Annotated in this window: 30 protein-coding genes and 3 pseudogenes; 10 read left to right on the plus strand and 23 right to left on the minus strand. The window is 58.4% G+C overall.

Going from position 1 to position 25,745, the window contains the following annotated elements; translation table 11 throughout:
* Positions 1-227: 227 nt before the first annotated feature.
* The 4 genes and pseudogenes from AC1DDS_RS21630 to AC1DDS_RS21645 all read right to left on the minus strand — a co-directional run.
* Complete coding sequence (locus tag AC1DDS_RS21630; protein ID WP_477480726.1) at positions 228-1,235, minus strand: DUF3618 domain-containing protein; 1,008 nt, start codon at positions 1,233-1,235, stop codon at positions 228-230.
* A complete protein-coding gene (locus tag AC1DDS_RS21635) occupies positions 1,232-1,651 on the minus strand; it encodes a phage holin family protein (protein WP_477480727.1) in 420 nt (139 codons plus the stop codon). Before AC1DDS_RS21635 ends, AC1DDS_RS21630 begins: the two co-directional genes overlap by 4 nt.
* The gene (locus AC1DDS_RS21640) at positions 1,644-1,955 is read right to left on the minus strand and encodes a hypothetical protein (RefSeq protein WP_477480728.1); all 312 of its coding nucleotides are present in this window, start codon (positions 1,953-1,955) and stop codon (positions 1,644-1,646) included. Before AC1DDS_RS21640 ends, AC1DDS_RS21635 begins: the two co-directional genes overlap by 8 nt.
* Before the next feature lie 460 nt (positions 1,956-2,415).
* Positions 2,416-2,505 (minus strand): annotated as a pseudogene (locus tag AC1DDS_RS21645) (DUF4142 domain-containing protein); the annotation flags it as partial.
* Positions 2,506-3,096: 591 nt separating this feature from the next.
* On the opposite strand from AC1DDS_RS21645, the gene AC1DDS_RS21650 reads away from it, so the two are divergent.
* Entirely contained in the window at positions 3,097-3,459 is a 363-nt protein-coding gene (locus tag AC1DDS_RS21650; RefSeq protein ID WP_477480729.1) for a low affinity iron permease family protein, read from the plus strand.
* Positions 3,460-3,472: 13 nt separating this feature from the next.
* On the opposite strand, the gene AC1DDS_RS21655 is transcribed toward AC1DDS_RS21650, so the two are convergent.
* The 11 genes and pseudogenes from AC1DDS_RS21655 to AC1DDS_RS21705 all read right to left on the minus strand — a co-directional run bounded on the left by AC1DDS_RS21655 (position 3,473) and on the right by AC1DDS_RS21705 (position 10,629).
* Positions 3,473-3,808, minus strand: a complete 336-nt coding sequence (locus tag AC1DDS_RS21655; protein WP_477480730.1) for a hypothetical protein — start codon at positions 3,806-3,808, stop codon at positions 3,473-3,475.
* A gap of 99 nt (positions 3,809-3,907) precedes the next feature.
* Complete coding sequence (locus AC1DDS_RS21660) at positions 3,908-4,162, minus strand: DUF982 domain-containing protein (RefSeq protein ID WP_477480731.1); 255 nt, start codon at positions 4,160-4,162, stop codon at positions 3,908-3,910.
* Between the two features lie 306 nt (positions 4,163-4,468).
* Positions 4,469-5,011 (minus strand): DNA-3-methyladenine glycosylase, encoded by a 543-nt coding sequence (locus AC1DDS_RS21665; RefSeq protein ID WP_477480732.1) that lies wholly within the window; start codon positions 5,009-5,011, stop codon positions 4,469-4,471.
* A complete protein-coding gene (locus AC1DDS_RS21670; RefSeq protein WP_477480733.1) occupies positions 5,011-6,285 on the minus strand; it encodes a DUF763 domain-containing protein in 1,275 nt (424 codons plus the stop codon). The genes AC1DDS_RS21665 and AC1DDS_RS21670 overlap by 1 nt, the downstream gene beginning before the upstream one ends.
* Before the next feature lie 228 nt (positions 6,286-6,513).
* Positions 6,514-6,776, minus strand: a pseudogene (locus AC1DDS_RS21675) (hypothetical protein); the annotation flags it as partial.
* Positions 6,777-6,821: 45 nt separating this feature from the next.
* Entirely contained in the window at positions 6,822-7,154 is a 333-nt protein-coding gene (locus AC1DDS_RS21680; protein ID WP_477480768.1) for a hypothetical protein, read from the minus strand.
* Positions 7,155-7,664: 510 nt separating this feature from the next.
* The gene (locus tag AC1DDS_RS21685) at positions 7,665-7,991 is read right to left on the minus strand and encodes a PRC-barrel domain-containing protein (RefSeq protein ID WP_477480734.1); all 327 of its coding nucleotides are present in this window, start codon (positions 7,989-7,991) and stop codon (positions 7,665-7,667) included.
* Complete coding sequence (locus AC1DDS_RS21690; RefSeq protein ID WP_477480735.1) at positions 7,988-8,332, minus strand: hypothetical protein; 345 nt, start codon at positions 8,330-8,332, stop codon at positions 7,988-7,990. The genes AC1DDS_RS21685 and AC1DDS_RS21690 overlap by 4 nt, the downstream gene beginning before the upstream one ends.
* 1 nt (position 8,333) lies before the next feature.
* Positions 8,334-9,551: an Nramp family divalent metal transporter gene (locus tag AC1DDS_RS21695; RefSeq protein ID WP_477480736.1), complete on the minus strand. Its 1,218-nt coding sequence runs from the start codon at positions 9,549-9,551 to the stop codon at positions 8,334-8,336.
* An 85-nt stretch (positions 9,552-9,636) separates the two neighbouring features.
* Positions 9,637-9,879 carry a DUF6894 family protein gene (locus tag AC1DDS_RS21700; protein WP_477480737.1) on the minus strand — a complete coding sequence of 81 codons (243 nt, stop codon included), beginning with the start codon at positions 9,877-9,879 and terminating at the stop codon, positions 9,637-9,639.
* A gap of 39 nt (positions 9,880-9,918) precedes the next feature.
* Entirely contained in the window at positions 9,919-10,629 is a 711-nt protein-coding gene (locus AC1DDS_RS21705) for a Crp/Fnr family transcriptional regulator (RefSeq protein ID WP_477480738.1), read from the minus strand.
* Positions 10,630-11,077: 448 nt separating this feature from the next.
* On the opposite strand from AC1DDS_RS21705, the gene AC1DDS_RS21710 reads away from it, so the two are divergent.
* The 3 genes from AC1DDS_RS21710 (at position 11,078) to AC1DDS_RS21720 (ending at position 14,302) form a co-directional block, all read left to right on the plus strand.
* Complete coding sequence (locus AC1DDS_RS21710; RefSeq protein ID WP_477480739.1) at positions 11,078-11,326, plus strand: DUF982 domain-containing protein; 249 nt, start codon at positions 11,078-11,080, stop codon at positions 11,324-11,326.
* A gap of 1,607 nt (positions 11,327-12,933) precedes the next feature.
* On the plus strand, positions 12,934-13,920 hold the full coding sequence (locus AC1DDS_RS21715) for a sensor histidine kinase (protein WP_477480740.1): 987 nt from the start codon (positions 12,934-12,936) through the stop codon (positions 13,918-13,920).
* Positions 13,921-13,945: 25 nt separating this feature from the next.
* Complete coding sequence (locus AC1DDS_RS21720; RefSeq protein ID WP_477480741.1) at positions 13,946-14,302, plus strand: response regulator; 357 nt, start codon at positions 13,946-13,948, stop codon at positions 14,300-14,302.
* Positions 14,303-14,676: 374 nt separating this feature from the next.
* Here AC1DDS_RS21720 and AC1DDS_RS21725 read toward each other — a convergent pair whose 3' ends face one another.
* Positions 14,677-14,895, minus strand: a complete 219-nt coding sequence (locus AC1DDS_RS21725; RefSeq protein ID WP_477480742.1) for a hypothetical protein — start codon at positions 14,893-14,895, stop codon at positions 14,677-14,679.
* 177 nt (positions 14,896-15,072) lie between these two features.
* Between AC1DDS_RS21725 and AC1DDS_RS21730 the strand changes: the two genes are divergently transcribed.
* Positions 15,073-16,002: a PhnA-like protein gene (locus AC1DDS_RS21730; RefSeq protein WP_477480743.1), complete on the plus strand. Its 930-nt coding sequence runs from the start codon at positions 15,073-15,075 to the stop codon at positions 16,000-16,002.
* A 637-nt stretch (positions 16,003-16,639) separates the two neighbouring features.
* Here the strand turns inward: AC1DDS_RS21730 and AC1DDS_RS21735 are convergent.
* The 4 genes and pseudogenes from AC1DDS_RS21735 to AC1DDS_RS21750 form a co-directional block, all read right to left on the minus strand.
* Positions 16,640-17,893, minus strand: coding sequence for an NAD(P)/FAD-dependent oxidoreductase (locus AC1DDS_RS21735; RefSeq protein ID WP_477480744.1), 1,254 nt, complete (start codon positions 17,891-17,893; stop codon positions 16,640-16,642).
* A gap of 90 nt (positions 17,894-17,983) precedes the next feature.
* Positions 17,984-18,493, minus strand: coding sequence for a ferritin-like domain-containing protein (locus AC1DDS_RS21740; RefSeq protein WP_477480745.1), 510 nt, complete (start codon positions 18,491-18,493; stop codon positions 17,984-17,986).
* Between the two features lie 230 nt (positions 18,494-18,723).
* A pseudogene (locus tag AC1DDS_RS21745) lies at positions 18,724-19,015 on the minus strand (manganese catalase family protein); the annotation flags it as partial.
* Between the two features lie 385 nt (positions 19,016-19,400).
* Positions 19,401-19,916 carry a hypothetical protein gene (locus AC1DDS_RS21750; RefSeq protein ID WP_477480746.1) on the minus strand — a complete coding sequence of 172 codons (516 nt, stop codon included), beginning with the start codon at positions 19,914-19,916 and terminating at the stop codon, positions 19,401-19,403.
* 246 nt (positions 19,917-20,162) lie between these two features.
* On the opposite strand from AC1DDS_RS21750, the gene AC1DDS_RS21755 reads away from it, so the two are divergent.
* From AC1DDS_RS21755 to AC1DDS_RS21770, 4 genes are all read left to right on the plus strand, one after another.
* Entirely contained in the window at positions 20,163-20,690 is a 528-nt protein-coding gene (locus tag AC1DDS_RS21755; RefSeq protein ID WP_477480747.1) for a DUF4142 domain-containing protein, read from the plus strand.
* A gap of 206 nt (positions 20,691-20,896) precedes the next feature.
* Complete coding sequence (locus tag AC1DDS_RS21760) at positions 20,897-21,094, plus strand: hypothetical protein (RefSeq protein WP_477480748.1); 198 nt, start codon at positions 20,897-20,899, stop codon at positions 21,092-21,094.
* A 940-nt stretch (positions 21,095-22,034) separates the two neighbouring features.
* Complete coding sequence (locus AC1DDS_RS21765) at positions 22,035-22,307, plus strand: hypothetical protein (protein WP_477480749.1); 273 nt, start codon at positions 22,035-22,037, stop codon at positions 22,305-22,307.
* Between the two features lie 146 nt (positions 22,308-22,453).
* Positions 22,454-22,666: a hypothetical protein gene (locus AC1DDS_RS21770; RefSeq protein ID WP_477480750.1), complete on the plus strand. Its 213-nt coding sequence runs from the start codon at positions 22,454-22,456 to the stop codon at positions 22,664-22,666.
* Positions 22,667-23,880: 1,214 nt separating this feature from the next.
* Here the strand turns inward: AC1DDS_RS21770 and AC1DDS_RS21775 are convergent.
* Positions 23,881-24,408, minus strand: a complete 528-nt coding sequence (locus AC1DDS_RS21775; protein WP_477480751.1) for a sigma-70 family RNA polymerase sigma factor — start codon at positions 24,406-24,408, stop codon at positions 23,881-23,883.
* A gap of 145 nt (positions 24,409-24,553) precedes the next feature.
* Entirely contained in the window at positions 24,554-24,805 is a 252-nt protein-coding gene (locus AC1DDS_RS21780) for a hypothetical protein (protein WP_477480752.1), read from the minus strand.
* A gap of 173 nt (positions 24,806-24,978) precedes the next feature.
* Between AC1DDS_RS21780 and AC1DDS_RS21785 the strand changes: the two genes are divergently transcribed.
* Positions 24,979-25,170: a hypothetical protein gene (locus AC1DDS_RS21785; protein ID WP_477480753.1), complete on the plus strand. Its 192-nt coding sequence runs from the start codon at positions 24,979-24,981 to the stop codon at positions 25,168-25,170.
* Positions 25,171-25,216: 46 nt separating this feature from the next.
* On the opposite strand, the gene AC1DDS_RS21790 is transcribed toward AC1DDS_RS21785, so the two are convergent.
* Positions 25,217-25,699 carry an ATP-dependent Clp protease proteolytic subunit gene (locus AC1DDS_RS21790; RefSeq protein ID WP_477480754.1) on the minus strand — a complete coding sequence of 161 codons (483 nt, stop codon included), beginning with the start codon at positions 25,697-25,699 and terminating at the stop codon, positions 25,217-25,219.
* Between the last annotated feature and the right edge of the window lie 46 nt (positions 25,700-25,745).

Consider the following 25,745-nt stretch of genomic DNA (forward strand, 5'->3'; position numbering starts at 1 on the left):
TGCTACTGACCTCTCATCTGATACAACTTGGCACGGTTGAATCCTGCTTGCCCATGGTCGACCAGGAACCTTTCTTCGAGAAGAACGTCCAGCCCGCGGTAGATGATTTCAATCCGGCCCCCCATGGCGCCCGGCACGATCGGAAATCGTTTACCTAGCTGGTGACCGTGGTCTGCCTTAAGCAATCAATATAGCGCGAAGGCATCGACACCATGCCGCCGCTTGCTCTATCGAAGCTCTGCTTCACCATCTCCACCTTTATAGTTGCGCGCTTCCTCTGCAATCCGGTCCCTGGCTGCATCGTGAACGTCGGACGCGACCGCAGTTGCGCGATCGTACAGGTCTGTAGCGGTTTTTCCGACCTTGTCCATTGCGCTGCTTGCCCGTTCCGTCACGGCCTCGCGGATCGCATCGGCGGGCTCACCCATGACTTCGTCTTCCTGCTCGGTGTGGGGAAGCGCCGAACCGATCGCGGCTCCAACCGCGAACGCCAGTGCACCGCCGACCAACGGTTGTTCCCGGAATTGCGCCGATAGCGCTTGATTAAGCCTGGTGGTCTGATCGCCGATGGCATGGCCGGTTGCCGTTGAACTTTCGCCGACACTTCGTCCCGCGTCGGTGATGGCGCTTTTGACCTTTGCCGCAGAGCCGCTTATCTGGGACCAGGACTGCGACATCCACCCCGAGGCTTCATCGAGCAACGCTCCGGCCTCGTCTTGAATCTCCTGGATCTGATTGCCCGCGGCGTCGACAAATCCGCGATAGGCCCTGCCGCTTTCGTCAATAAAGTGGCCTGCCCGGCGACCTGCCTTGTCGGTGAGTGCGCGGAAACGGTTGCCTCGATCGTCGGCAAAGTGGCTGTAGCGCTCACCGAATTGATCGAGCACCGGTTCGGTCCGGCGCACGGTGCCGACGACTCTCGCAAGGGGATACTCCTCCGCTTCGTCCAGCCTGCTGATCGAAGTCTCGGGCGGCGATCCGGATTTCGCCATCAGCCACGCGAGGCTGATCCCGATCAACGCGGCCGGCAGCGGGTTCGCCTTCAACGCCGAACCGAGATTGCTGACATACTCGGCGCCTCCGCTGTTTCTGGCGTAATCGATGATTTCATCGACCATCTGCCCGGGGGACATGCGTTCCTGTATGGCGTGAAGCTTCTCTTCGATGCGCTCACGATCGGCATTGATCTCCGATTGAAGTTCAGCGGCCGTTGGGTGTTCTGAATTGTGGTTCATAGTCCCTTCCCCCTAATGACGTCGGCGTCCCGCCGGAGCGACGTGGCGGTGCGGTCGAGCGTGAGATTGTTGGTGCGCAGAGCGGCAGTTCCGCGGTGAACCATGGCCCATGCGAGGAGGGCTACGACAACGCCCACGATAACGGAGGCGAGTGCATCGGCGTTGGGCTCCGTCACACCCTGTGAAACCAGGAACGCGGCCAAGCCGGTTACCGCAGCGCTTAAGAGAACGCCGATCGCGCCGATGGCGAAGACGAGACCGATCGCGAGAACTTCCAGCCCGCCGAGCGCCCGGTCCACCTTTTCCGAGGCCTCAGCCTTCGCAAGATCGATTTCCTTGCGAAAGAGCCCCGAAAGGTCGGTGACGAGACCGCCGACGAGTTCGGTAAGAGAGCGTTGATCACTGTGATTAGCCATTGTAAGAACCCTCCGGATTTTCTGCCCCTTGCCCGGGTGATGTCATTTTGCCGGGTGGCGTCACTCTGAATGGAGCGGACTTTCCCGGCCGCCGGGGCGGCGATGCCATCAGAAAGCGGCTGGTCACGAAACCGGCGAGTGCGGCCATTCCCAAGAAAGCCAGCGGCTGTCTTCGACCGAAATCCTCAGCCATATTGGCTACCTCGCGGAGATCGCGATCCTTGATCTCGCCAGCGAAGTTCTGAAGGGAACTGCCGATCCGCTTTGCATAGCGCCCGACCTCCGGTTGATCGCTCTTCTCCATTTCGTCGCCGATCTTCGATATCGCCGTTGCAATTCCGCTGACCTTTGTCGCGGCAAAACTCCTTTCGTCGGCGGCGATCTTGCTTGCTGCCTCCTTGACCTGCTGCGTCTGCTCTTTTGCGACTTGCCCGAGGTCTTCCAGGTCGTCCTTCAGGGACCGAGCAAGATCACCCGCGCCGCTCTGCGACGGCTGTTGCTGGCGCGGTTCAACGCGCGACTCGCTTTCGGCTGGGCTCGTCGGGAGCCCTCCGGTTGGAACGCTCGAACCGCCTTGGAATGGATCACTCATAATAGACCTCCGATACCGGCATCATGAAATGGTAAACAGCCGATGAAATGGTTTGTTCCGATCGGATCACGCCCTTCGCTGCTCGGACAGAGACGGTTCCCCCCGCTCACGGCAACCATCGGCCGCTCGCGTAGTCTGCGCCGAGCGGCGGCAGGAACTCGCCCGCGTCAATCTACTGGCCTAGCTGCTTGGCCATTTCCAGATGATGCTGCAGGGCCGGAAGCGTATTTGACGCCCATGCTTTAAGATCCGGATTGTCGCCACGGGCAGTATGAACGTGGGTGGGCTGATCCGCCGGCGAGCGCAACAACGCCGACCAAGGGGTTGCGCAAGAAAGGCCCAACCCTGTCCGCATCTTCTTATATGCGATGGATAACGCCGCAGACCCGCCGCATTAACTTGCTCGTCAGACTACCCGTGGTGCCGGTAGTCGTACTGCCGGGGCCGGTCGAAGCAGCCTTCTGGCAGTCGGATCTGGCCTGCGCCTGCTCCTGCTCCTGCTCCTGCTGGTTCAGGGATTTCCAGTTCTTCTTTATGTCACGCGCGGAACGTGCAGTGGCGCCGTTTTCATCTCAGAAAAAGCCGTTCCGATGTGGCCCGACCAACGGGTTGGCATCTGCATGGTCGCACTGGTCGCACCGACCCCGCTTTGGGACATCCCGCCTGCGCCGCTCGTGGTTCCTACGCCGCCCTGACCCGGTGGCCGCGCGACCGATCATTCCCGACGCGGCCCGAGCCCGTCGTGATGCCGTTCTCCGAGGCACGGATGCGACGGTGGCACGGGCAACGTGCCTCCGTCGGTTGATGGGCGCCCCACTAACAGGGCTGAGTCTTCTTGGGGTACAATGCCCAGATGACGAGGGGTGCCCACATCGATTGGTTAGACATCTGGCGCGATGCCGCGATCACCGCAGGGATCCGCTTGACGCCTTTCGTGCTGCAGAATACACAGAATCGCGATGGCAAGGCCGTGCAGGCAAAGTTGGACGAGCTGATCCTGACCAGCAAAGCTGCGGAAAACTGTTTCGTCGGTGTCGAGCGGTTGGAGGAAAAGGAACTCCGCAATCTCAGCAGTGCGCTCGCCGATAGGGCGCAACAGATGGAATCGGGTCAGGACGTCGAGCCGATCGACATCTCCGAAGCGCTGAAGGACAGGCCAGAGCCGACCCCTGGAAATCCAAGAAAGCCGAACGGCATGCCGATTGGCGAAGGCTGAAGCGGCCAAGGGTTCAGGGCTCAAGGAGCCGCTTCTGGATCTCCTCTTCAAGCTCCAGGCAGAGTGTAGCGTATTCCTGCGCGAGGTGCGATTTACTGGGATCGACCCGGTAGGCATTGAGGGAGGCGACGGCCGACCCATAATCCGCTAGAATTTCCAGAACTTCGGGCGCCTGGGCTGAAATCAAATAAGCGCGCAGCTGCGGCCTCTTCAGCATCATTAACCCCCGCCCGCTCATTTTCCCGGCTTCTTTTTCGGTGATCCAGGCACGGGGTGCGCCAAACGGAGGGCGCGGAGTTTTTGCGTCTTCTCCTTTCGTGCAGCGGTCTCGGCTGTGATAATTGCCCACGCGGTGCTGTTAATCTCCTTGGGCTTTTGGTCCGCGTATAACGTGTCAGCCGTCATCGCCGTGCCTCCAGTTAAGGGCGTCTGCAAGCCGCTCCTTGCTTCAATGAAGTTGAACCGAAACTTCCGCCTCCTCGGCTGCGGCCACAAACGCCACGCGCACGGTTTCGTCGTCTATCTCCTCATCGAAGTTTCTGCCGACTAAATCCAATGCCCGATTGAAGGCAGGCCCTTTCACGATCGGCCAGCAATTGGTTAGATAGACGGCCGCTTCGTGCGTGCTGCGGACTACTGCAAAGCCGCCGGCCCCCTTCAGGTCGATCGCACCACCCTTCGGCCAATCCAACTTCAGAGGCATGTCGCGCTTTCCTTCAAGCTCCAGAATTTTAGCGAAAACGCACATGCGCGACCGCTGTTCCGGAACCGGAAAGATCTAGACAACAAAAAAGCCGGGCCGCCCCGACCTACCGTCCTAGTGCGCGGGAAGAGGTGCCGCGCTCGTCCTGAAACCCACCTCGGTCGCCTTGCCAGGGCGTTCTCGCAGCTTGAGACTGCCTTTATTAAAGTGGCCTAAGACGGGACGGTTCGGATCGCTCCTCGAAGGAGAAGCGATCTCGATCCGATTGAACGCGAGAAGTAGCGAAAGAGAGCCGACCCTGGGACGTCAAATGTGCTTGCTTAGGTAGCGCGAGCCTTGCACCGCAAATCGCCAAGGTCGCTCAACCGCTTTTGTGATCCCAATCCGAGTGCCCCTTGCCACCGGGGGTGGAATTATGGGAAGCGCCAGCAAAAAGGGTGGTTCGTGAATTGGAAGTCCATTCATTTCGCCAGTCACGCTGAGCGCTTTGCAAACATTTCCAGGCCCCGCGCATAGCTTGTATGGGTCATCCGTCCCGCGTCGCGCCATCATCGCATCGACCCCATGCGTTGGCTCGAGCGCACGAACCAGGACCGCGCTACCCGTCTCGCAGACAAAATTCAGGCACCAGTGCAGTCCATAAGACCGATAAACGTAGGCTCGGGCTGGCTCACCAAACATAGGTGCGTTGGCACGCGTTTGCCCCCGATAGCTGTGAGATGCCTCGTCGTCCTGTCGATAGGCTTCGGTTTCGACGATCATGCCACCGACACCGTCGACCAGCAGGTGGGCACCAAGAAGATCGGCAGCAACCGCGACCGCGTCTCGTAGGAAGAAGTCCGCATGCATCAGCGTTGATATCCATTTTGGATTTGGTCTTCTGACGCAGAATCTGGTTCCCAGCCGAACACGCTTCGGCCACCGAACTGACTGGATCGTTGGAATTCTCCGGCCACGATTTCCTTTAGGTCGGGGCCCGTCACGTACCGCTCGAGCCGCCGACTCTGGTCGTCCAGCCGCTTCAACGCTTGCAGTTCCTCGCCCAGCCCCAGCCTGGCCTTCTGTACGGCAGATTTCATGACGCCGATCGTCTCGTCGTAGACTTTCAGCGGGACAGGAAATGGATGGCGATCTTTCCCCCCATGCGCGAGCGAAAATCGGGCAGGGTCGGAGAAACGATAGGGAGCGCCATGGACGACTTCCGCCACCATCGCCAGTGCCTGCACGGTTCTTGCTCCGACACCTGGCGTTAGCAGAAGATTCTCGAAATCCACCGGACCCCGATCGGCGGCGGCGGCCAGATTGCCATGAAGACGACGCATGTTAACGTCAGCCGGGCGGACGTCATGGTGAGAAGGCATTACTAGATGCGGCAGTTCGAACTGCTCTTGCCCCTCTGCAGTGTTGGGCGGTTCTCTCTCCAACAACGCAAGTTCGCGAACGATTCTGTCCGGTCCCAGCGACGCGAGCAAGTCGAGTTGTCCTTTGCGGGACAGGTTGGCGCGTGCGTCAGCCAAATTGACAATCTGTCCCTGGCTTTTGCCCTCGATGGCAGCATGCGGTGAATCCAGGAAACTGGTCAGTCCTTCGGACAGCCAATGATATCGCCGCGCCTGGCGCTTCTCGCCATTCATTCCTTGTTGGACGACAACCCATTTGCCGTCATTCGCGACAACGAATCCGTGCAAGTAGAGATCGAATCCGTCCTGGACCGCCGCACTATCCACCTTAGCGACGAGCCGACTGGTGGTGGAAAGCTGAACTCCGTCAAGGCCTACGCGGTCGCCGATCGATATGAGCTCTTGCGGCGTCTTTCGCGATTGAGCACCGCGGCCACCACAGACATGAATTCCCAGTTCCCCGGAAAGCGGCGATAAACCTCGCTTCAGCGCGCCGATGACGCTGGTGGTGATACCGGACGAATGCCAGTCCATCCCCATCACCGCACCGAAGGATTGAAACCAGAACGGATTGGCCAGCCTGCGCAGATATTCGTCGCGCCCGTAATGATGGACGATCGCCTGGGTGATGACCGCGCCTAAGCGGGTCATTCGGTCCCCAAGCCACCTTGGGACCCTGCCGCCATGCAATGGCAGATCAGCGCTGCCTGCTCGTCTCGTCAACTCATCAAGCCTGTTGCTGCTCGCACCGTCCGGCGTCAAAGGGGCGGCATGGAGTTTCGGATGCCTTCATGTCACCGTCCTCAATCCCGTTCTACCTTTGTTCGTGATTAAGCCTGGACCATGATGGAGACAATAGGCAAAGCACATGAGGGCTGCGATATGACGACGTGCTGCCGCTGCGTCGTTGTATCGGAAAACGCACAAACTCGTCCATTAGACGGCAATCCTTTAAGCTGACACCGAGCAACCAGGCATCAGCATCTTGAGCCCTTCCACCAGCATATCCGACGCTCTCCAAGTGCGTCGTCAGGCATTGTCTCAAGGCTCTTTAACAGGACCACATGCGCGGCGGCAGCCTCCAATCGGGTGCGCGTTCCCTGCCTCCAGTTCCAGCGCCGGCATGTGACGCCGACGTCGTCTCGCCAGATGACCTCTCCAGGAACGGGCCGCTCGATCGTCGTCTCGCCATTCATGACGGTCTCGAACGTCTCGGTGCGGCCAGGGTCACTCAGCGGGGCGTGTGCCGAGTGTGCCGGCTAGAACTCAAAATAGATTGTCACGCCTGACCGGCGATAATAGGGATCACGATAGCCGTAATAGCCGGGATAGCGATAGCCGTAATAGCCCGGATAGCGGTAATACCCGGGATAGCGATTGTAACACCTGCGGTAGTAACCGCAGGGACCGGCGTAGCGGTGGTTCCAGTAACGATCACCATACCAATGACGATGGCTTCGGTGTCTGACCTGCTCGACATCGCCGGTCCGCACTTGCTCTGCTTTCGGCACGAAGGTTGGCGCGGCGTTTAGCGGTAGGGCGAAAGATGCAGCCAGCACTCCGGCTGCAAGTGAGGACAATAGCTGCTTCATCATCGACGCATCCTCTTAGGCTTGCATCTTGAACTACCAGGCCTGAACCTCGGATGAACGGCTGGGCGCGCTCGACCGGTGCGGACTTAAAAAAACAAAACCGGCCAGCGCGCTGCGCTGTGGCAACGACCGGCTCGACGGTGGCAAGGGTCACGACGGTATTATGGCGGGGGAAGCAACGACGCGATCTGGGGCCAGGCCGCCCTCGACGTTCTGCTCGGTGGAAGCGGTACAACGGCTCGGGCAACGATCTGCTTGGCGGCGCGCGGGGGAGGATGCCCGTTTTGGTCGGTCCCCACCGGTTCGCTGAAGTAGCCACGACCGAAACACGCCGCCAAGGCCGGCATTCAGGTCGCCTTTGCGATTTCCTGAATGTTGACAGTCCGCTGAGCGCCGCAAGCGGACATCGCAGGTTTTGCCAGGTCGCTGAGGTCGAATCAGACCACCTTAGATCCTACGAGGCTTTTGTCGCCCGGGACAAAACTGCTGGGACTAATCATCAAGACCATTCTAGCCGATTGTAGACGAGCGACGAGGCGGCTCCAGTCGCCGCGGGTCACAAAGCAATTTCGGTGAATCTGCGTTAGAAAGATCGAGTTGCTCCCAGGGAACAGCCAGTCCCTCACCTGAGCGCAGGCCGACAGCTCCGAGGACGGCGCGAGCGAGTGAAGACGAAGCCAGGCTCTCAAGAAGCGCAAAGCTCCCGACGTGATATTCGACGATGAGGAGTTCGCCGCCCTGCGCCTCCGCGACGACTTCCTCGATGCGTCCAACCACTGCATTGTCCGGCCCTAACACCCGTGCGCCCAGCAAATCCTGGAGAAACAGCTCGCTCATGACAGCCCGCCCGGAATCCAGCGCAGAACGCGTCGACGAAGCCATTGCTGCCAACGCTCCAACGGCAGTTCCCAGCGCTCGACATCGACGGTTATGTCGACGCCGACGTCGGCGACGTGAGACCAGGCGAGCCGATATCCGCCGCCCCGCCCGCGGGCGAGTGTGCGAAGGCCGACGCCGATCAGTAGCCGCCTGGCCACCGTCGAGGTGCCGAGCTCGACCGCTTCAACCTTCGGCCGCCCGAACTCGTCGAGGCGCAGAACGATGCCGTCGACCCTTCCGACGCGAACCCTTGCCTTGTCGACGAGCTGCTTGTCGAGAACGTCTCGCACCAGGTGCACGTCAGCCTCCCCAAACTTGCAGCGGTACGGTGACGATCGCGAGAACGAAGGCCAGGCCAATGATGAACAGGACGACTGCGTTGCCTATCCAGCCATTGGTATGGTCGCCAACGAACGCCCTATCGTTCATCAGGAACAGAAACGGTATGACGCCGAGAGGAAGGCTTATGGCGGTGACCGCCATGGAAAAGATGGTGACCCGCAGGGGATCGAGACCGGCGGCAATGGGGATGACGGCGATAACGATGGCGACCGTGTAGACGAGGCTGAAGGCGGGATCGGTTTTCGGTTTTGCGTCCTCGGACCAGTTCCAGCCAAACCCCTGGGCGGTGATATAGGCTTGGGCGAGGCTCAGCTCCAGGGCCGCGCCAAAACAGGTGATCAGAAGCGAGAGGGAAAAGATGTAGATGCCCCAGGTGCCGAGGGCCGGGGTCAGGATCATCGCGATCTGTTCGTAGCTTTCGATGTCCTCGATGCCGCGGGGCGGGTAGACCATGGCAGCCAGGACGATGATGGCGACGGAGAGCGCGCCCCCAAACGCCATGCCGAGCGTCGCGGTGATCCTGTTGATTCCAAAATACGATTTGTCCCACTTTTCTTCGATGGCCCCGGACGAATAGAAGAAGAACAGATAGTTGGAGATCGTCGCTCCGAGGATGCTGACTGTGATGAAGGCGTAATGCGCTCCGTTCTTGTCGGGTAGAGACGGTAGTGCGCCCCTGGCCACTTCGCGCCACGGCGGCCCCATGACGCACATGGCGATGACGAACGAGAGTGAGATTAGCCCGAGCGCCGATACTCCCTTTTCGATCGTTCCGAATGTGCCGCGCCACAAAAGCAGCCAGACGGCGAAGGCGACAGGCAACGCCCACCATTGAAAGCTCCACCCGGTCAGAAACTGAAGGCCGAGCGCCACACCGCCGATTTCGGCGGCGAGCACCATCAGATTCACGATGGAAATCACAACGAAGATGAGGATAAAAAGATTGGAGCCGAAGCGGTCCCGGATGCCATCAGCGATCGTATAGTGACTAGCGATGGCGAACCGTCCGGACATCTCCACGAGAACGATCAGACATCCCGTTCCGAGGACAACGGCCCAGATGAGTGCGAAGCCGTAGGCCGCCCCGGCCTGGGCGGAGGTCGCAATCGACCCTGTCTCCAAAAAACCACCGACGCTGGTCACGATTCCAAGCGAAATCTCGAGCAATTTCTTCATGGCATCTCCGACGCAGGATCAATATCGTTCTAGGGTCCGAGACGGATGGCTTTGCAGCGGGCGAGATTCACACCAGTTCGAACCCTCAACGTTTAAGCAGTGCCTGCACCACCTCATGAAAAGAGAGCTTCACCCGCGACGCGTTGTCTTCGTCTCGAACCTCCATGTGCTGGTCAGGAATGGCTTGGCCAGACTTTATTTTGGCTGCCGCCAACTCGCGTACGGCGGCGAGTGCGCTCGTGTGAGCTTCGTAGAGATCGGCAAACTCTCCGCCTTCCTCATCGAGTATGACACCGTCCGTCTGTCGAATATTGAAAAAATAACGCATCTTCCACCGAATGCGACCAGCTGCCAGGCACTGATTCCTTCAGAAGAGGTTCAGCATCAGGCGGTGGTACTCCTGCTCTGGCTTTCCATAGGCATCATGGGCGAACTCCTCTAGAGCCGCTCGATTCCGGATCGTAATAAACCCGCGCTCAGCGCTGATAAAGCCGTTCCCCTCCAGCACGTGGAGAGAGGTTGTGACGCTCGGCCGCCGAACTGCGAGCATAATCGAAATGAACTCATGGGTTAAAGCAATTTCATTTGTCGGCATGCGATCGTGGCACATCAGCAGCCACCGAGCCAATCTCTCGTTGACGTCATGGACAGCGTTCGAGACAGCGGTATGGGCCAATTGCACAGAGAAGCACTCGATGGAACGGACCATAACTCTTGAAAAGCTTCTGTTTCGCTTCATCCAGCCGCAAAAGGCGTCGTATTTCATTACCGCGGCATCGCCCGCCACCTGAACGTTCACATCGTGCGGACTGATCTCCACTCCAGTCACAGCAGAAGTCGGAACATAGCCGTCCCAGCCAAACAAGCCCGCTTCAGCTTTGTGTCCTTCGGGAGTGCTGACGACGACAGCACCAATGCCCGACGTTAAAAAATAGACATGTTTCATCCGCTCGCCAGCTGTCGCAAGTGTCGCCCCGCGACGTAGTTCAATTTGCCTCAAATCTGGCGCGATCTGCTCGAAGTCGGCGGTCGGAAGCAGAGCAAGTAGTTTACTCCGCAGGAAGTCCTGATTTGGCATCTCCGCGGCCCCTTTCTATCGGGACTAGGGCTTTCGCGGATCATCCGCGGTGACGTTCAGGTTCGGTCGAAAGCTGATTAGTCGCAACATGCCCCAACCGCAGCGAAGGCACTATGTTCCGCAGACGCAGGAGCGAAGTGCTTGCGAACAGGAAAACGCGAGCCGCCAGGCGGCTGGAGGTATTGCTGGCGACAATCGTGCACGAACCCAGTTGATGAGGGAGCGTGTACGCTGGCAGACTAATTGAGGGATCGGCCTCAAAACGTGAGAAGTATAAGCCCTCAGAACGCGCATGGCTCCCTGGAAGCTACGGTCTGAACAGTAGCGGAAGCCCGAGAGATCGAGATTCTGCCCCGCAGGCTAGCATTTTCACCAGGCGACTTTGACGCTCCGGCATGACTGTAGCGGAGGAGCGCGACCGATCGCGCTGCAGCAACAGGAGTGGAGCATGGACCCGTACTACTGGACTAAGTTTGTAGAAGTTGAGCTGGGAGGGCCAGGCCAATTCCGACGAATTCGGAGCACACGTGACGCCGCCGAATGGCTCGATAGCTGGCCTGGCTCACGTGGCAGCGCCTATGCAGAGGCAAAGCGTATTTGCGATGCTGTGTTTGCCCGCGTTACGCCCCGAATTGAAGCGAGAGAAGCCTTTATTCGCGCTGCGGAAGCTTCCGAGCTTCCCATACGCAGGAAATGATTATCTCCTCCGGCAATCCAGGATCTATGAGGGCGCAGATGAGCATTAGGACACTCCCCGCTACTGTCACGCAGCGAAACGACAGAGAACAAGCAATCCGTAGCACCGTGCAATCGATCTCTGCCGAGCCGTGGTTTGTTTCCAATCAAAACAATGTACGCTGGCTCACCTTCTATACTACGAAACTCTATCAGCATGGATTGGTCTTACGGCACTTGCTTGCCCAATGCGCTACTGCAGCTGCCAAACACAGGTTTGCCGTCAAGGACGACGCCTGGAGCCACGTGGGAGCTTTTTCTGCCGAGGATATCAGCGTGATGCGAGGGATATTCCACCTGGCCAACCAGAACCCCGAACTCCCGCCTACTAGCCAGGAAGCGCGGGCTTTGGCCAGGCAGGTCGTTCGCCTCTACCGTTCGGGCCACCACGATCCGTTCATTGTTCTGCATTTGATCGGGGAGTTGCCCTCCTGTCCTCGCAGAGTCTCATAGGCGTCAACGGCAAAACGGTTCTTGGCGAAGCTACCGGGACCGGGAACGGTGGGAGTTATGGCGTTGATATGCCGGTTAGGGTCCCCACAAGTAAGTTAATGCTACAGCCACTGTTGTTGCGTAACCGGAAAGCCCTTCCCGAGGGTCGGAAGGCTGCAGGGCACAACCAGGGTGGACCGCGTCTCGTATGAAGAAGTCCTCAGCCGGGCTGAGGTCATGTTGAGAAGGCATTACTAGTTACGGCAATTCGAAGTGCTCTTGCCCCAGCCTCGCTCGCCCCCAGGAACTTTGCTGCCATCTTGCCGTTCCGGTTTTATCGCGCACAAAGGAGCGCGAGCACCATGGACACCAAGATGTTGATGCGGATTTACGCTCGAGCGGGAGGGTACAGCACGGACAATCCGCCATGTTCGCGGACGCCGCACAAGCAAGCCGAGAAGCTGAATCCCTATGCCGTAGTTCGCGAGAGAGCAGCCCGCAAATCGGCCAGTCTGCACCATCCCGGAAAGCCGCCGGTCCGATACTAAGGTCGGTTCTCCACCATGTTCTGCACCTTTATTATCGACATGGAGATGGCCGAGCACCATATCGCACTAGCAGAAGAGCACATTATCCGTCAGTAGATGTTGCTCTCCAGGATGCGCTGGGAGAGGCTCGTGCAAGGCGCTGGAGGGCGGCTAGGCATTGAGCTGACTCGGGCGCCTGTCGGAACAAGCGCGACCGGCCTCCCAAACCCGATCACCGATCAGCGAGCCCGCCCCGGCAGGCATAGATAGAGTACTCCTGGAGGCCCCTACACGTCAAAAGCTGAGGTTTCTGCCCGTGATTGAGTTCGAATTCAAACTTCGAGCCGAGAAGGATGCCCGCGAAGTAAGTTGACGTTCAGCTTGGGAAGCTAGCCACCTTGCTTCTCCGGCAATGGCTTAGCTGTAAAACTCGCCGAATTCGGCCCAAACGAACTGGCGCCGCCAACGACATTGCTCCCAGGTGCTAGGGTGGCCAATGCTCGCAGGGGATGTAATGAGCGGTGCGCTCCCTCCATCCGAAAAAGTGAATTTGCGAACCCAACCCCGCAGTAATAGAATTCTGTGTAAAGTTGTGCGTGAGGGTGCGCTGATGGATGTTGATGATCTCTATCGCCTTTTGCGGAACGGCCATGTCCGGGCACAATCCATTGTCGACACAGTTCCCGATCCGTTGCTGGTACTGGATCAAAACCTGTGCATCCAGTCCGCCAATCGAGCTTTCTACGCGACCTTCAAGGTGGAACGCGATGAAACGATCGGGCAACATTTGTACGATCTGGGCAATCGGCAATGGGACATTCCTGATCTGCGCCTCTTGCTTGAAGAGGTCATTCCCAAAAGCAAAGCCGTTGTGGACTACGAAGTGGAGCATGCCTTTCCGAACGTCGGCCGAAGGACGATGCTCGTCAGTGCTCACCAGCTATTCCACCCCGACAACAACACCCGAACCTTGCTCCTAACCATCGTGGATGCCACAGCGCGACGTCAACGCGAAGCGGAGAAAGATATATTGCTAGGCGAGTTGCGGCATCGGATGAAGAACCTGCTCGCGCTGGTTCAGGCCATGGCACGTCAGACCACCGCCGACAACCGCTCTGGGGTGGAATATCGCGATGCTTTCCTCGGCCGGTTCAATGCGCTGATGGAGGCACATGATGCGGCCTTCTCCGACAGCGGCGAAATCGACCTTCGGGAGGTCGTCGAGCAAACGCTCGAGCCATACTCCGAGAGGGGGTCCGCAGTTCAGATCGCGGCGGGGCCGGTTGTGAAGGTGACCTCGGGGCAAATCATGTCTCTGAGCCTGATCCTGCACGAACTCGCGACCAACGCGGTTAAATATGGTGCGCTCTCCACTCCAAGGGGTCAGATTCGCATCCGCTGGGACGTCGAGGAAGCCAGTGATCCAAGTCTGCGTCTGGTCTGGCAAGAGAGCGGCGGCCCTCCGGTTGCCTCGCCGACCGTCACCGGGTTCGGCACGAAGCTCATTAAGTTCGCTGCTACCCACGAACTTGGCGGACAGGTGGAACTCGAGTATGCGCCGACGGGTTTAACCGTTGAGATCGTTGCTCCGTTGTGACCGGTCTCATGAAGAGACCGGTCATATGCCCAAGATCGTACTTATTGTAGAGGACGATTTCCTGATCGCGATGGACCTCAAGTCGATGCTTGAAGTCCACGGCTGGAATGTGCTTGGCCCTGCGGCGACAGCCGAGAGCGCGCTTAAACTATTGAACGCCGAAATACCGACCGTTGCAATTTTGGACGTGAACCTCAAAGACGGTTCTGTAACGCCGGTCGCGGTTGCGTTACGCACTCTAGGCGTACCGTTCGTCTTGGCCAGTGCCTATGATCGTCCGGAGTTGGTCGGCGGCGATGTCCTCGTGGGGGCACCCAATGTCGGCAAACCAACAACCGAACAGCGACTGCTGCAGGTGCTACATCAGATGCGCGTCGATTGATCTTTTGACCGCTCTCCCTACACAATCGGGTATCGGAACCAGCTACTTTCTTTTCCATAGCTATGTCTGCTCGTGGCGCAAAACGGACCCTGCATCCCAAAACCGAGTCATATTTCAGCAGGCTGTAAACGGAGCTCAACGCACTGTTAGGCGGAGCGGGTGGCGGGGATCGAACCCGCTCTCCAGCTTGGGCGCTGGATGCGGAAGATTGAGCCGGAATCTGAAGTGGAGAGATGTCTTGGAAAACGACCACGCTAATTGTCGCGGCAAACACGAACACCAACGAAGGGCTTGGCCGCCTTCTCGCAGTGATCGTCGCCCTTATCGTGGTGTTCGGAAGGGTATTTTGGGCGCTGATCGGCTGGGCGGCAACTTCATGTCAGTGCCCGTCTTAAGATGTTCTTTACCCAATGGGCGCACCGTACCTTCAGGCGCGACATGTAAAGGGTACGCGCTTCCTCCCAAGGCAAAATTCGCCGTGCGGCGGGCTTCCTCACTGCCAGCACCAGGCCATTGCTCAGTGGCACCTTCCTGGGAAGCTCGCCTAAGGTCGTCAGCTTCACCATCGCCAGCGAAAGCAGATAGACCAGCATGGCCGACCGCGTACTCTCTTTCGCTCCTCCTCTGCGAGCATGATGAGCTCGGCGAGCGATGTGTCGATGTTCTTCGGTTGCACCCCCCTCTCCGGCTATTTGATCGTCTACGGAACAATCACCCGCTGGTCTTGTTGTTGCGCTCAGTCACCGAAACGGTCGAAGGAGGGCCTCCCTATGACAGACACGTTGCACCTTACTACAGAACGCGAGGTCTATGTCCCTGCCGTTTCCTCTGGCATCAGCCAAGTCTCATGGGGCGCTGTCCTTGCAGGTGTGGCAGTCGCGCTTTCGTTACAGCTCCTTCTTAACTTGCTCGGCGTAGGGATTGGCCTTTCTGTGCTGGATCCTGCATCTTCCGACAATCCGGACGTCAGCACGGTTTCGATAGTGGGCGGTGTCTGGTTCGTCGTCGCTGGATTGCTCGCTTCTCTTTGCGGAGGATACGCCGCAAGCCGTATGTCCGGCCGTCCCGGTTCGATGACCGGAGGTTTCCATGGGATCGTATCTTGGGCCGTGACGACGTTGTTCGTGGTATACCTTTTGACCACATCCGCGGGCATTCTAATCGGCGGAGCGTTCAGTGGAGTTTCGAGCATGATCAGCGGCACAGGGCAGACTGCCACGGCCGTTGCCACTGCCGCAGCTCCTGCACTGGCAAGTACAGCAGATCCATTTGCAGCCATTGAACGGCAGATACGTGAAGCGAGCGGTGGAACCGATCCCGAAGCGCTTCGCTCCGCAGCCGTCGCCGCTGTACGAGCGAGCGTAACTGGAGACGAAGCAGCGGCTCAGGATGCGCGGGAGCGGGCAGCCGCAGCCATAGCGCGCGCCCAGAACATTCCAGTTGAACAGGCTCGTCAACAGGTGCAGCGATACGAAGATGAATATCGAGCGGCCCTTGAGCAAATGAAGCAAAAAGCGGTCAAAACAGCTGAGGTGACCGCCAATGCGGCTGGTACTGCTTCCATTTTTGCATTTATCTCGCTCGCAATCGGAGCCATCGCCGCTTGGCTTGGCGGGGTAGCCGGATCTAAAAGCCATGAGGAATTGGAATACGGTTTTGTTAAACGAACGGACCGTGGTTTCGACCCCCACAACGCTTGAGGAGCGACCGTTGCTCGGGTCGCACCATCAACCCCGCCTCGTGGAGCCCCGGCCGCACCTCAGGAACGGAGGCATGTCCCCTTCCTTCGTTCCGCTTCAAAAAATCTATAATGGTCCGGAACATTTCTAGCGCGACCGTGTTTAAGCGGTTGCTTGTCAGCGCAGCGGGTTCTTTTGCTAGACAGGCAGGTTGCGCACAGGGGCCTTCATGGGAAATAGCTGGACCTCATGGAGGCCCTTCCTCTGTGCGCCACTGAGGACGCCCACAAAAAGATTGACGGCCCGGCAATAAGCTGAACGTCGCCTTGAACGTCAGTTGAGCGTCCTGTCCCGCCGCTCATCTCCCCTTCCCTCTCTTGCCCAAAGGCTCCAATGCCCAAGCTTGCGCGGCCTCGATCTTTCTGGGTATGCAGCCGGCGCTTGAACGTCTCGAATGCTTCGGCGGAGGTTTCCACCTCCCCTCCTACGCTGCTCGCGATATTCAAGCACCCTTCGCCTATCTCCTCACGGTCGGAAACCAGCAGCCTGTGCAATGGATCAGGGTCTGAGCGCACAAGCGGTGTTTTCAATTTGACTGTGGAGCCGTGCATCCACAAAACTCGTTCAAGGGCTGGCGTGCGAATGCCGGCTTCGCCCTTCATTCCGCTGCAGACTCCGTTTCGTCGATGATGCGTGCACCTCGCTGGCCGGTGATGTAACGAAAAACCCACTGTATTGAGACCAGGACCCGCTTTTCGAAATTGATGAGCAGATAGACATGGACGATCGCCCACAGGAACCATGCGAGACGACCCTTGATCTGCCAACGGCCGAAATCGAAGATCGCAGCATGGCGGCCGATCACGGCGGTGTTGCCACGATCATGGAACGTAAAGGGGGTTAATGGTGTACCGTGCTCTACCAATTTTCTTAGTTCTTTGCCCAGATGCGCCCCCTGCTGCTTGGCTACCTGCGCCAAGGCGGGAAGAGGTTTGCCGGACTTGCTGAACGCCAGCGCCGTGTCCCCGATCGCGAAGATGTCCTGACAACAGAGTGCACGCAGTTCCGGTGTGACCGGTACGCGGCCAAGCTTGTCCTCTCCGTCCACATTGAGCCATTTCGAAGCGTTGGACGCTTTAACGCCGGCACCCCAAACGATGCATCCGCATTCGACGCATGCTCCTGACACTATGGCATGGTCGGGGCCAATATCGGTCACTCGAGCCTCTGTCAGTACTTCGACCCCTACGTCCTGGAGATAGCGCGCAGCATACCGGGCGAGCCTTTCCGGAAACGCGGATAGAATGCGCTGGTCGGCCTCGACGAGGACAACCCTCAAATCCGCATGCGTCAAGTGATGGAAGTCGCGTGTGATCATGAACCGCCCCAGTTCCGACACTGCGCCCGCCATTTCCACGCCGGTGGGGCCGCCGCCAACGATGATGGTGGTCATGAAGCGTTGCCTCTCCGCAATATCCAGCGACAGCTCCGCTCGCTCGAATGCTAACAGCAGCTTTTGCCGAATGAAACGCGCTTCGCGCAGGGTTTTTAGGCCAGGGGCCAGCGTGCGCCATCGCTCGTTGCCGAAATAATTGTACTCAGAGCCCGTGGCCAGAACGAGATAGTCGTAGCTGATCTCCCCTCGACCTTGGATCCGCAAACGCTTGGCGTCGACGTCAATTCCTGTGACCTCGCCAAGCTCCACGCGGATGTTTTGGTATCGTCCAAGGGTGCGGCGGATCGGCTCGGCAATGTCCGCGGGCGACAACGCTGCCGTGGCGACCTGGTAGAGCAGCGGTTGAAAGAGGTTATGGTTCCGGCGGTCGACCACGGTTACGTCGATCGTCGCGCCGCCAAGCTCTTTCGCACATGCCAGGCCAGCGAAGCCGCCACCAACAATCACGACGTGCACGTTACGCTCTCAGTTTTTTGGGGCTCGGTTCGTGGCTCGCCTTTGGAATTGAGGTGCCCGTACGATCAACGCATCCGCGAACCGCAGCAATCATCGTTTCGCTTGCAGATCGCTTTCGCCGCGAGAGAGAAATTGCAGCGTGACCGCCCCTAAGTTGTCTTCCAGCCAGTCCGCCATGGCGACTTCCTCTTCGAGGATGCGGCGACAGACTGCCGCAGTCTCCTCGTCGCTCAGCGATTCAGCCGCCGCTATCAGGATGCGATAGCTGGCGATCTCCATGTGCTCAAACGTGTAACTGGCCAGAGATCCTTTAACCACTTCGTCGCCGGCAAAAACGCCAGCGATGCCTTGCGCCATGGCGGTCAACTTTCCTGTCGCCACCTTCATAGATGAAGTGCTTTCGTCGAGCCGATCCAAGCAGGTCGTCAACAGCGCCGCATGCTGTTTTGTCTCCTCCAGGTGCTCACCGACACGAGCCTTGAGTTCAGGATAGTTTTCCAGCCGACTATATTGCGCGGCGAGCATCGTTTCAGCCTGTTCCTCCATCGCGTGAGCGTCTCTGAGCCAGGCGATGAGGTTTTCCCTTGCGGAAGTTGCCATAGAAGTTCTCCGTAACAAGGCCGGACTCACTGAGGTCTTTTCTTGCCTAGAGAGCCCGGCCGCCGTGCGATCCGCCATGAAGTTCACCAACTGTATCGTCCGCACGAATGTTCCCTTGCCACAAAAAATATCGCTGGCAGGATTTCCGATTTAGGGAGCAGCGGGCGGCTCTGGCTTTGGAACCAACCGCGGCAAGTGCAGTTGGGTACGCTGCCTTGCGGGGCGAGGTGTGCCAGGTCCGCAAGGCGATCGGCTTCGGCTTCGTCTCTGATGCTCTTTAACCGCTTGAGATGCATGCGCGCCAGGGTGCCGACAACTTCCAGGTGGCTCAGTTCCTCGGTGCCAACATCCATCAGCAGATCCTTGCGAGCCGGGTGTTCGCAATTAAGCCCCTGAATACTGCATCGCAGCCGCCAGTTCGCCGTTCGCCCCGCCAAACCGGTCGAGCAGCATATTGCCGAAGCTCGGATCGGGCTCGTCAACGCGGGCGGTATACATGAGCTTCTTTACGTGGTGGTTCATTGCGACCTCCTCGCCAAAGGCCGACTAACATGCGGAGTTTTTCAAAGTTCCTGGCGCAGGGATCGCTGCAACAAGTGAGCGATATCACTGCAAGACGAGTTGCAGGGCAGTGCCTGTCACCAAAATCACGATCCAGATCGCGAACAACGCCATGATTGCGGTTTCTTCTGTCATTTTGACACCCTTCAAAAGGCTAGATCTCCGGCCCAACACCAGTGCATTGGTTTGGTTCCGCCGAGGGACGTGCACGACGGCTATCGCTGCATAGCGGGGGTATGTTCGTCCCACCTCAGCTGCAACATTACGGCTAAGAAAATTCATCAGCCTTCCCGTGGAACCAGTGGAGCCGCGGCAGGTTGGGTGCCCTGCCGCCAAACTGCGGCAGTTACCGAAGGAGGAAAGCGATGAAAAAGTTAATTACATTCACTGCGCTCGTCGTATGTCTCGGCACGGCGGCATTCGCCCAGAGCGGCAGCGGCGGCAGTGGCGGTTCCGGCGGATCGGGAGCCGGCGGTGGCGCAGCTACCGGCGCGGCCGGCGCTTCGGGAATGAGTGGAAGCGCGTCCAGCGGGTCAGGGGGCATGGGAACCGGTAGCGGCGCAGCTGGAATGTCCGGTGGTGGAGCCGGTGCGACCACAATTATGCCTAACGGCTGGTCCGACAACATCGGAAGCGCATTTTTCAGCGATAAGAATGGCGCCACTGCACGCTCGGCAAGTGAGATCAGAAAGAACTGGCGCTCGCTAAGCAAGCAAGAGCAGGCGCGGGTCAGGTCCGATTGCCAGAGCTTGTCTTCAACGGCCACTGGCAGCACGACCGGCAGCGGTACCGACCAACTGGCCAGCGGAGCCAATTCCGGGAGCACGGGAGGCGTCAGCAACGAGACCACGTCCAGCACCACGCGGAGCACCACAGGCGGGTCAATGCGCCAAGTCTGCGGCATAGTCGGCGGCATGTAAGAAGATGCGGAAAGGGTGGGGCCTTGTCGTTGTGCCCCACCCTGGTCGGCGATGTTTGAGCACGTCGGCGCTGGCAAGCAGCCCGCCCCCTTTATACTGCCCGCAGGCGAGCGCGCCCGACTCTTCCCGAAGCAGACCGGAACATTTCTAGATCTTCTTGGTTGGACCGCTCGCAAAGGAGACAGCCTATGAAAAAGATTACTTTGACGTTCGCGGTGATGATCGTGGCGACCTCTGCCTTAGCGCAATCGACCACCGAGAAAACCGGCATCAACTCTCTGCTGGGAGTGGCGCCGAAGACAGATGACTTTGTGAAAGAAGCGTCCATGAGTGATGTGTTCGAAATCACATCCAGCCAGCTCGCGATCGAGCGGGCCGATGCAGCGACGAAAAGCTTCGCCCAGCAGATGGTACAGGATCACCAAAAAACGACGAATGAGCTGAAGCAACTGGTCAATGCCGGTAAAGTCGAAGCCACCCCGGCGGACACCATGTCGGACGCGCAGCAAAGCACCTTGAAGAAACTTCAAGGCCTCCAGGGCGACGGTTTTACCAAGCAGTACCAGGAGGACCAGGTTGACGCACATGAAGACGCCGTCGATCTGTTCAAGCGCTATGCCGAAGGCGGTGACAATCCGGATCTTAAAGCATGGGCGTCAAATACGCTTCCGGCCCTGCAGCACCACCTGGAGATGGCTCAAGGGTTGGCGCAGTGAGCCGAACAGCCGCGCGGACGTTCCGGGCGGCTAGGAAGCTCTCGACTTTCTGAGAAAGAATGGCCTGCTGCGCCATGGCCCGAAGTTCGAGAGGGCCGTTCGGCTCTGCCGCGGATTACTGAACCGCGCGACGCCGCTGCTGGCGGCTGCGCGCGAAGCCCTCGTGCGTATGTGCCCAACTTTCCGGCGCCGTGGTATAATGTTTCATGCGCGCCGGAGAGACTGAGGCGGATATGGTCAGGCGCCACATCCTTCAAGCTGAACGGCACATCGTTCGTCAGAAAGACCTCATCGCACGCCTGTCGGCAAGCGAGCTACCGCTGGAAGACGCGGTGGACCTGCTTCGCGTCATGTATGGCTGTCTTCAGCAACATCGAAACCACCTGCAGCGGCTTGCCGACTGACTCGCGGGGATTTGCGGTACATGTCACAACTCCGACCTCCTGAGAGGCTAGTCGCGCTAATGGGTTGACCCTGCGAGTCCTCAGAAATGCTAAGCATCCGCGCGCGTGTGGCAGCCTTGACGACAGGGGCCGTGGCCGCGCGCGCCGTACAAGGAGGCTTCGGGAAGTCCGCAAGCCAATGAAACTACAGGTTCGCCGTCTACTGAAGACAAGCGTAAACGGCGACGACAAATCGCAGCAAGCTGACCCAACTTCGCAGCCGGGGATAGTTGTTGCCTCCAAAGAGGCGGGGGAGAGGAACCAAGCAGAGCATGTGCCGCAACACAGGCAGGGGGGTGCCTGATTTGGGGAGGGACATCCGGGCTTCGCAGCACATGCCCGCCTTCAAATGATACGGGATGGACCTATTTAAGCAATGACCAATGTGCTTCGGTGCACTGCCGCTTTTTCAGGCGGTGTCTGCTGCGGTGTAGCTGATCGACGATGAATGCATAGAGAACACTGCGGTGCCGCCTATTAAAGCTGCATCCGCGCGGCGGCTTTCTTCTTCTCGCGATAGCGCTGCTTCCGAAGCTGGCGGTCGCGCCAATAAGCTTCCTTGCGAGAGCATCGGCGGTATCTGAGTCTGTCGGAGGGCGTTCCGCACTGATGAAATCAAAAAGGCTTCGCAACGCTTCTATGTCTGAAGGCTGGAACGGCCGAGTTGCGGATCAAACGGGATTTTGCCGTTGTAGAACATGACCTTCCCCCCATTGGACGAAAGATGCCACCCTCCAAATTTGTGAGTGGATGAAGCCTCCGAACGTCTTTTTTGTCCATAATGCTTTCGATGTGCATCATCCTCGTCTCGATGAAAAAACAGCGGCATGCGGAACATAGGCGTACAATGTCGATTGCCCTTTTCTGAAGGGAAACGGCAATGCGCACGGAGCAAGACGACTTGGACATGATCGAGCGCCATATCGCGCTTGCCGAGCAACACATCGTCGAGCAAGAGCGGCGGATCAGCGTGTTGGAACTGCACTACCATCCGACAGCCGACGCGATCAAATTCCTAGACGTGTTGAATGAGTTTTTGCGGCTGCACCGGCAGCATAGCCAGAAGATTGAAGATCGCGCTGCACATCGCGCTTTCATGGACGATAGATGTGCCCGGGCATTGCAGCCTTTAGAGACGCTGTTGATCTCAGATCATTCCCGGGAAGGTGCTTGAACGTCACTTGGCAAGCGAGCAGCGAACGAGGGGGGAGGATGAAACCGCCGCCGAAGCGTTCGTAACGTTCAAGCGATCACAGGAACATACTGGCGCTTTAAAGGTTCCAGCACGTCGGAAAATCGTTCTCTGTGAAGGAGACGGCAATGCTTAGCGACCAAGACGAATTGGATTGGATCGAGCACAACATCGCTGAAGCTGAGCAACGCATAATTGAGCAACGGTGTCTGATAAGTCTGCTGCAACTGCACCACCATTCGACAACCGAAGCAGCCGAGCTCCTCGACATCTTGAATAAATTTTTGCGGCTGCATCGCTGGCGGCGGCAGGAAATCGAGAGCCGCGCCCGGGCTTCGTAGGGAGGTGCTTGAACGTCATCTCGGAGATGAGCGGCTAGAGTCTCGTTTGCCGCTCCGGTGACGGTCACGCGAGAACACGCTGCCGTTGAAAATGTTCCTACGCCGCGAGTTTCTTTCAAGGGGAAGGGCGAAGGGCCTCCGTGAGGGGCAGCAATTTTTCACGAAGGCCCTTATGCGCAATCTGCTTGCCTGTTGGGCGGGCGACGGCGGGGAAATCCGCCGCCCTTGGAGTGCAAGCGACTACTAAAACACGGTTTGGGTCGGCATGTTCCGGACGATCAGAAATTTTTCGTGGCTGTCATAAGGGGGCCTCCATGAGGTCGCCTTTCATGAAGGCCCCGTGGCGCAGCCTGCGCTTGCATAGCAAAGAAAGGCGGGGACGGGGAAACGAGGAAACCGCCGCCCGAGTGTGCGATACAAGCAATCGCTAAAACATGGTTTCGGTCGAGATGTTCCGGGCGCTCAGAAAAAAGGGCCTGGGCGCGGCGGACCGAAGACTCCGGCGCGGCTGGCTCCGCTGTTGGAGGTGCACGGGGTCACATTGACTGCCACACCTTCGGCAATCTGGAATGGCCGGACGGCCCGTCGGTCTTTGGCCCGGCAAATGCCGTGGGCCTCACCAGGCTTGTAGCTGAGCGCGTCAAGTGCCGCTGCAGATCCCGCGCGGCCGACTCATTGGGTGGTCCTTGGTTGGAACGAGTGAGTAAGCTGGACGTTATCGGCGATCCTGACTGGAGGATGCCGTCGTGCCTGATGGTTTTGTCGAGCTTTCGCTTCTGGCTATCGCCGTTCTCTTCGTGCTGCTCGTGACGTTCGGAATATGACGCCCGCCAAAAGCGTGTAGCCACAACAAATTTGGTAGTGGTGGCCCCCTCCCCCTCCGGTCGCTTGCACACGCTGGCCGCGCCTTCAATAGCGCGCATGATCTGCGCCGTCTGCTCATGCGTGCCAGCCTCGGTGGCATACACCTCGGCAACGTGCAGCTTGTGGGCGGGCCCTTCTTCCCCTCCTCCTTAATCAGCCCCCCAATGCGCCAGACGGCGGCAAAGACGGCGCCCAGTTCTGCCAGGATCTGCCGCTTCGTACCTTCAGTTATCTGGTTATGACAGATGGGCGCGCCGGACGGGCGATGTCGCAGTATTTACCGCCCACGTCGCGCATCCACTCAGAAGCGAGGAAATCTGCGGTTATGCGCTTGGCGATTAAGCTGTCCGCTAGCCTTCCGACAGTTCGCCGGGTTTGTCGTCCGGGCCCCAGTTGATCGCATCGGCGAGAAGGGTGCGCGCGCGCGAAATCCGGCTCTTGATGGTGCCGACGGGACATCCGAGCCGAATTGCTGCGGCTTCGTAGCTTAAGCCTTCCAGAATAACCACGACCACGACATCCCGGTAGCAGTTGGACAGGCGATCGATGCTTTGTTGCAATTCAGTCGCCCGCAGATTCCAAATTTGTGTTGCCGCGACATGGCCCGGGTCTAGAGCAGCATCTGCGGTGTCGAGCGGGCGTTCCCGTTTCCTGCGGATGTAGTCCGTAATGAACGTGTTCCGCATTATTGTAAACAGCCATGCACGCAGATTGGTGCCGGGCTCGAACTGGTGTTCATGCGCTAGTGCTTTGAGGAGCGTCTCTTGCACCAGGTCGCCAACGTCGGACTCGCTGTGCGTAAAGCGGTGTGCGAACGAACGCAGCACAGGCATTAATGCGATGACGTCGCGCCGAAATTCATCGGTCCCTCTATTCATGTCCTTTCTCCTGCGACGGACAAATGAACATAGCTCGTTTCTGTTCCGAAACTCCCCGCAGATCAATGCTTCGGTCTGCAGGCGGCGAGGGAACCTCATTGATGAAGTTTGCGACAGCGAAGTTGCGCTATGGTCCAGGGCACTCTCAGGCATATTCGCCGGCGGTGAAGTCGTCAAAGGATGTCAGTTGCACTTTGAGCACATGGAAATCGCCAGTTACCGCATCCTGATTTGCGTCGGCTGATCCTCGAACGATGAGGAGACCGCAGCCGTCTGGCGCCGGATCCTTGAAAATTGCCATCGCCGCCTGGCCTGAGAACAACCGGGCCGCGGTTGGGCTGCAGTGCAACAGAAATGGTAAGGAAGACCAAAGGGCCAGTTTGGTGAATGTACGCATCGTCACGCTGCTTGTAGTGCAGACGCACGCTGGCGTTGCATCTTCGGTCTGCGATCGGCCCCTCCGGTGCGCTACGCCAGATTACAGCAGATCGATCTTAATCACCCAAGTCGAAAATTTATGGAACTTTCCGTCTCGCCACAAGTTAGCGAACTCCTCGAAAGGAGATCCTCATGCAAGATCGCGACCAGAAAAATCAAAAGCAACAACAAGGCGGCCAACGGGGCGGTCAGGGCGGGCAGCAGGGTGGCCAAAGCGGTCAGCAGCAGGGCGGCCAAGGTGGTCAGGGAAAGTCTGACCAACAGGGCGGCCAGGACCAGCGTCAGGGCGGCCAGCGCCAAGATCAACGTCAGAATCAAAAGTGATCAGAAAGACGACGCAGAGCGGACGCTTGTTCGCTCTGCGTGTTTCTCAAGCTACTATCTTGCCTATAAGTCCGTGTTCCAGTGCCTGTCTTGCCGACATGTAACAATTTTCTCGTATGCATTCGATCAACGCTTCGACAGTTAAATCGCTTCCGACGACAAGCTCCTCGAACCCCTCGCGCTCAAGGCGCTGGGCCGTTAACAACATGGACAGCTTCTCCTTGACTATTTGAACGCAAGCTTCTGCAGGCCCTTCGAGTTCCACAGCGGTTTCGAGCTGCCTCTCGTGTATCAGTAGCACCGCATCGTCCGTAAGGTAGCGATTTTCCCGTAAGAATGCTGCCAACACCGTAACGCCTGCTGAATACACGCATGTTTTTCCGACGCAAAAAGCACTTCTTCCCGAGTGACGAATGAACAAACGAACCTCAAGTGCCATGCGTCTAGCAGTATCCGCATCGCCACCCAATGTGTTGATTTCCAGTACGAGATCCTCGTTGTTTTCTCGAACCTCTGATAGCGCATCCAAGAAATCAGCAAGCGCCTTTTGGTCATGGGACTGTTCAGAACGACGT

Source organism: Mycoplana sp. 10N416 (assembly GCF_056394765.1).